A 4,085-nucleotide genomic window follows, 5' to 3' on the forward strand; every position below is an offset into this window, starting at 1 on the left:
CCACGACTCCGGCGATCAGAAGCGCCGCACCCACGAGGAAGAGCACGCTGCGGTTCACGAATCGGTTCGTCGCGTTCATGCGACCACTCCGTTCGGTTCGACGATGACGCGCGGGGTGGCCGAGAAGCCGATCCCCGCGAGGATGTCGTTCGCTGCGTCCTCGGCGTCGGCCACCCGGACGAAGACGCCGCTGGTCGGAGTGATGCGGACTTCGACTGTGCGCCGGCCCACGAAGACGGCCACCCGGCTGCGTTCGACGCCGGCACGACGGGCGACCGCCGCGGCGATCGAGTCGGCGATCACACCGTCGTCCACGAGTAGCGCGGTCCGTTCGGTGAGGCGTGCCCGCCGTGCCCGTCGTCCGGGCAGCAGTGCGAGCGCGAGGAGCACCACGGCGAGAGCCGTGAGCACCCCACCCACGGCGAACAGCACCGGCGGCTGCTGCACCCCGACGGAGATATCCTCGAGCGGGCGCGCTGCCGCGTCACGGAAACCGCCGTCGACGAGCCACCACACGGCGCCGGCGAGCAGCGCGATCAGGAGCAGGGCACCGATGGATGCGACCACCATCGCCGCGACCGTGCGGGACGTGTGCGTCTCGCGACGCAGGACGCGGCGATACGTCGCCTGTTCGTTCGTCATCGCACTCTCCTCTCCGTACTCCGGTGGACGCCCGAGTACCGGACGTCCACGGTGCCGACCTCACGGCCGGCCAGTTCTCGCATGCCCTCGATCAGACCGGTGCGGAGGTCCTCCCCACCGGCGACCAGGTCCGTTCGACGCGTCGATGCCACGGCCACGGGCACGGTGACCGCGATCCGCAGTGCACCGTGATCGTCCGACAGCTGCACCCCGACGTCGCGAGCCGAGACCCGGGCGACATCGTGCGCGATGCCCACGGCGAGCCGTTGCAGCGCGCGGGCGGTGAAGGTCGTCGTCCCCAGGACGGCACCTGCCTCCGCCAGGGGTGAGCGGTCGGCCGTCATGAGGAGGAGCGCCGGCCGCGGAAGACCTCGGCGAGCGCGCGCACGTCGAGTCGACCGTCGATGATGCGGCCGACGACCGCGCCCACCAGCATCGCCAGGGCCACGAGCAGGAACGCCCAGAAGCCGAGGGCGATCCAGGTCAGCGTGAGAGCAGCCGCGGCCGCCGCTCCGATCACCGACGCGGTCACTGGACTCGCGTCTCCTGCGTGCCGTCGCCCTCGTCATCGGAGGGGATGTGCACGTCGTTGACGGTCACGTTGACCTCGGCGACCTCCATGCCCACCAGTTCCACCATGGCGCGGTGAATGGCGGCGCGGACGTCGTCCGCCACCTTCTGCAGCGAGACCGGGTACTCGGCGACGATCGTCACGTCGACCGCGACCTGCGTCTCGCCCACCTCGACGCTGATCCCCTGCGAGAGATCGGCCGTGTTCAGTGCTTCACGGATGGCGCCCACCATGCGTGCGGCGCCACCGCCGAGTGCGTAGACGCCGCTGACCTCGCGAGCGGCGATGCCGGCGATCTTCGCCACCACCGCATCCTCGATCGTGGTCTTGCCCGCAGCAGCCCCCCGCTGCGGTGCGACGATCTGGGTCTTGGGCTGAGTACTGCCGGTCACGTTCGCCATCTCGAGCTCCTTCATCCGTGTATCCGTCCCCCTGCGGAGCGCGGGTCGCCGTTCAGCGACACCACTAGGACGGATGCCGGGCGGAGAACGTCACAGATTCGTCGGAACTTTTCCGTCTCCGCTCGAGTCGACGCTCACAGTGCACTCCAAGGAAGAGAGTGCAATATTGCACTCCATGAGCGACAGTGCAGATTCATTGCGGGAGCAGCGCAAGCGCGAGACGTCCCGCGCACTCACCGATGCCGCCCGCCGACTGACGACGGAGCAGGGCTTCGCGGGTTTCACCATCGAAGAGCTGTGCGCCGAGGTGGGCGTGTCCCGACGCACCTTCTTCAACTATTTCGAGAGCAAGGAGAACGCGGTCTTCGGGTTCGCCACCATCGACTCGCGCCAGGAGGCCCTCGAAGAGGAGTTCGCCTCTCAGCACGGCGACCTGCTCGACGACTTCATTCAGCTGACGATCCGCCGCTTCGAGCTGTTCAACCCGGTCGAGGATGCTCCGGCGATGTTCGCCGTGATCGAGCAGGAGCCGCGTCTGCTCAAGGCCGCGTTCGAGCAGCTCGCCAAGAACGAGCGTCGCGACATGGGGCTGATCGTCCGCCGCACCGGAGACGACGCCGACGCCGAACTCCGCGCCGAGGTGATCGTGCACACCGTCGGCGCGCTCGTGCGGATGAGCATGGACCAGCTCCTGCACCACCAGTCCACCGAGCCGTTCAGCGACCTCATCACGCGACGTCTCGACCTCGCCCGCTCGCTCTACGCACCGTCACAGAAAGACCTCTGAATGTCCGCCACCGCCACGAAGGATGCGCCCTTCCTGCTCACGAAGCGCCGCATCTGGATCATCTTCAGCGCCCTCATCGCGGGCATGCTGCTCTCCAGCCTCGATCAGACCATCGTCTCGACCGCCATGCCGACCATCGTCGGGCAGCTCGGCGGCGTCGACCACCAGGTCTGGATCACCACCGCCTACCTGCTCGCCACGACCATCGTGATGCCGATCTACGGCAAGTTCGGTGACGTCCTCGGCCGACGCAACCTGTTCCTGGTCGCCATCGCGCTGTTCACCCTGGCCTCGGTCGGCTGCGCCTTCGCCACCGACTTCTGGATGTTCGTCGTCTTCCGCGCCCTGCAGGGCCTCGGCGGCGGCGGCCTGATGATCCTGTCGCAGGCGATCATCGCCGACATCGTGCCGGCCAACGAGCGCGGCAAGTACATGGGCCCGCTCGGCGCCGTGTTCGGCCTGTCGGCCGTCGCGGGGCCGCTCCTCGGCGGCTACTTCGTCGACCACCTGACCTGGCAGTGGGCGTTCTACATCAACATCCCCGTCGGCATCGCCGCGTTCATCATCGCTCTGGTCGCGCTGAAGCTGCCGAGCAAGAAGGCCGAGAAGCCGATCGACATCTTCGGCGTCATCTTCCTCTCGATCGCGACCACCTGCCTGATCTTCTTCACCGACTTCGGCGGCGACAAGGAGTTCGGCTGGGATTCGCTGGCCACCTGGGCCTGGGGCGCCGGCCTGATCGTCGCAGCCACGGCCTTCGTCATCACGGAATCGCGGGTCAAGGACCCGATCATCCCGCTCAGCCTCTTCCGCAACCCGATCTTCGTGAACGCGACCGCGATCGGTCTGGTGCTCGGAATCGGCATGTTCGCGGCGATCGGCTTCGTGCCGACCTTCCTGCAGATGTCGTCCGGCACCTCGGCGGCGGAATCCGGTCTGCTGATGATCCCGATGATGGTGGGCCTGATGGGCACGTCGATCTTCTCGGGCATCGCGATCTCCAAGACCGGCAAGTACAAGATCTATCCGATCCTTGGCACGATCATCACCGGCATCGCGATGATCTCGATGACCACCCTGTCGGCCTCCACACCGATCTGGTTGATCTGCACGTTCCTGTTCGTGTTCGGCGCCGGGCTCGGCCTCATCATGCAGGTCGTCGTCCTGGTCGTGCAGAACGCGGTCCCCGCGGGCGAGCTCGGCACCGCCACCAGCACGAACAACTACTTCCGCGAGGTGGGCGCGTCGCTGGGAACCGCCGTGTTCGGCACGATCTTCACCACGCGCCTGACCGAGAACCTCACCGGGGTCTTCGCCGGGGCCGGCGCCTCGCCGGATGCCGCGTCCCAGGCCGCGTCCACGATCGACCCCGCGACGCTGAACACCCTCCCCGACGAGGTGCGCGACGGCATCGTCACTGCGTACGCGGACGCTCTGGCGCCGGTGTTCTGGTACCTCGTACCCTTCATCGCACTCGCACTCGTGCTGTCGCTGTTCCTCAAGCAGATCCCGCTGTCCGATCAGGCCGGACTCGTCGCCCGCGGCGAGGCGATCAGCGGTGAGGAAGCGGAGCGCATGGAAGCCGAGCAGCGGGGCATCGCCCATCCGGACGATCTCGCAACGGCGGATGCCGGGCCGACCGCCACAGGTTCCACACCGACGGTCCGCTGACATCCTCGCGGCC

General features: G+C 67.6%; 6 protein-coding genes. 2 read left to right on the forward strand and 4 right to left on the reverse strand.

Annotated elements, in window-relative coordinates:
- Positions 1 to 75 precede the first annotated feature (75 nt).
- The 4 genes from ACNPM4_RS12825 to ACNPM4_RS12840 are packed head-to-tail and all read right to left on the reverse strand — an operon-like array spanning position 76 to position 1,614.
- Positions 76 to 642 carry a hypothetical protein gene (locus ACNPM4_RS12825; RefSeq protein WP_448985926.1) on the reverse strand — a complete coding sequence of 189 codons (567 nt, stop codon included), beginning with the start codon at positions 640 to 642 and terminating at the stop codon, positions 76 to 78.
- Positions 639 to 986 carry a hypothetical protein gene (locus tag ACNPM4_RS12830; RefSeq protein ID WP_091035184.1) on the reverse strand — a complete coding sequence of 116 codons (348 nt, stop codon included), beginning with the start codon at positions 984 to 986 and terminating at the stop codon, positions 639 to 641. The genes ACNPM4_RS12825 and ACNPM4_RS12830 overlap by 4 nt, the downstream gene beginning before the upstream one ends.
- Entirely contained in the window at positions 983 to 1,174 is a 192-nt protein-coding gene (locus ACNPM4_RS12835; protein ID WP_448985927.1) for a DUF2273 domain-containing protein, read from the reverse strand. The genes ACNPM4_RS12830 and ACNPM4_RS12835 overlap by 4 nt, the downstream gene beginning before the upstream one ends.
- Complete coding sequence (locus tag ACNPM4_RS12840; RefSeq protein WP_244176020.1) at positions 1,171 to 1,614, reverse strand: Asp23/Gls24 family envelope stress response protein; 444 nt, start codon at positions 1,612 to 1,614, stop codon at positions 1,171 to 1,173. The genes ACNPM4_RS12835 and ACNPM4_RS12840 overlap by 4 nt, the downstream gene beginning before the upstream one ends.
- A gap of 175 nt (positions 1,615 to 1,789) precedes the next feature.
- Here ACNPM4_RS12840 and ACNPM4_RS12845 point away from each other — a divergent pair, with 175 nt between their 5' ends.
- Together ACNPM4_RS12845 and ACNPM4_RS12850 are read left to right on the forward strand one after the other, a co-directional pair.
- The gene (locus ACNPM4_RS12845) at positions 1,790 to 2,401 is read left to right on the forward strand and encodes a TetR/AcrR family transcriptional regulator (protein ID WP_091035187.1); all 612 of its coding nucleotides are present in this window, start codon (positions 1,790 to 1,792) and stop codon (positions 2,399 to 2,401) included.
- Positions 2,402 to 4,072, forward strand: coding sequence for an MDR family MFS transporter (locus ACNPM4_RS12850; protein ID WP_448985928.1), 1,671 nt, complete (start codon positions 2,402 to 2,404; stop codon positions 4,070 to 4,072).
- The last annotated feature ends 13 nt before the right edge of the window (positions 4,073 to 4,085 follow it).

This window comes from Microbacterium umsixpiens (genome assembly GCF_053543675.1).

Excerpts from the sequence above, each read along its gene's own strand:
- ACNPM4_RS12825 (WP_448985926.1), bottom strand. The coding sequence starts at position 642 with ATGACGAACGAACAGGCGACGTATCGCCGCGTCCTGCGTCGCGAGACG.
- ACNPM4_RS12830 (WP_091035184.1), bottom strand. The coding sequence starts at position 986 with ATGACGGCCGACCGCTCACCCCTGGCGGAGGCAGGTGCCGTCCTGGGG.
- ACNPM4_RS12840 (WP_244176020.1), bottom strand. The coding sequence starts at position 1,614 with ATGGCGAACGTGACCGGCAGTACTCAGCCCAAGACCCAGATCGTCGCA.
- ACNPM4_RS12845 (WP_091035187.1), top strand. The coding sequence starts at position 1,790 with ATGAGCGACAGTGCAGATTCATTGCGGGAGCAGCGCAAGCGCGAGACG.
- ACNPM4_RS12850 (WP_448985928.1), top strand. The coding sequence starts at position 2,402 with ATGTCCGCCACCGCCACGAAGGATGCGCCCTTCCTGCTCACGAAGCGC.